This is a genomic window from Nguyenibacter vanlangensis, from assembly GCF_013376155.1.
In the GTDB taxonomy this organism is placed as follows: Bacteria; Pseudomonadota; Alphaproteobacteria; order Acetobacterales; family Acetobacteraceae; genus Gluconacetobacter; species Gluconacetobacter vanlangensis.
In genome coordinates, this window is record NZ_JABXXP010001196.1 from 1 (window position 1) to 598 (window position 598).

At 70.9% G+C, this 598-nt stretch carries 1 protein-coding gene and 1 pseudogene; one reads left to right on the forward strand and one right to left on the reverse strand.

Annotation, left to right across the window (positions count from 1 at the left end):
- Positions 1-194 (reverse strand): annotated as a pseudogene (locus HUK84_RS22075) (diaminopimelate decarboxylase); the annotation flags it as partial.
- A gap of 102 nt (positions 195-296) precedes the next feature.
- Here HUK84_RS22075 and HUK84_RS22080 point away from each other — a divergent pair.
- Positions 297-598 (forward strand): cytidine deaminase (locus HUK84_RS22080; protein ID WP_176642026.1); only part of this gene is annotated, 302 nt, incomplete at its 3' end.

Genomic DNA, 598 nt, shown 5'->3' on the forward strand with positions numbered 1-598 from the left:
CGGCGATAGCGGGCGCGCAGCGTGCCCGCGCCCATGACCCAGGTGGGCGTGCCCACCGCATCGGCGATGGCGGTCAGCGGCACGTCCTCGAGGACCAGCCCGTCGAGCGCGTGCATCGACAGATGCGGCCGGCCGGCCAGCATGTCCGCGACGGTCGGGTCCTGCCCCATGGGCGAAGAAGATGGTTCGGTCATCGCATCAGGATACCGGTTCCCGCCGCTGCTTCCAAGCGCCGCGCTATCCTTCCCCCCGCCGATCCGATAGAGCGACGGGAACCGAGCAAGGAGAGAACAGACATGTCCGGTGATCCGCTGATCGACGCCGCCGTCGCGGTCCGCGCCAATGCCTACGCCCCCTATTCGCGCTTTCATGTCGGGGCGGCGCTGCGCGGCGCGGACGGCCGGATCTTCGCAGGCTGCAACACGGAAAACGCAGCCTATCCGCAGGGCATCTGCGCCGAGGGCGGGGCGATTTCGGCCATGGTGGCGGCCGGCCAGCGCCGCATCACCGACATCGTGATCTGCGGCGGCGGCGACCGGCCCTGCGCCCCCTGCGGCGGCTGCCGGCAGAAGATCCGCGAATTCGGCGCGCCGGACCT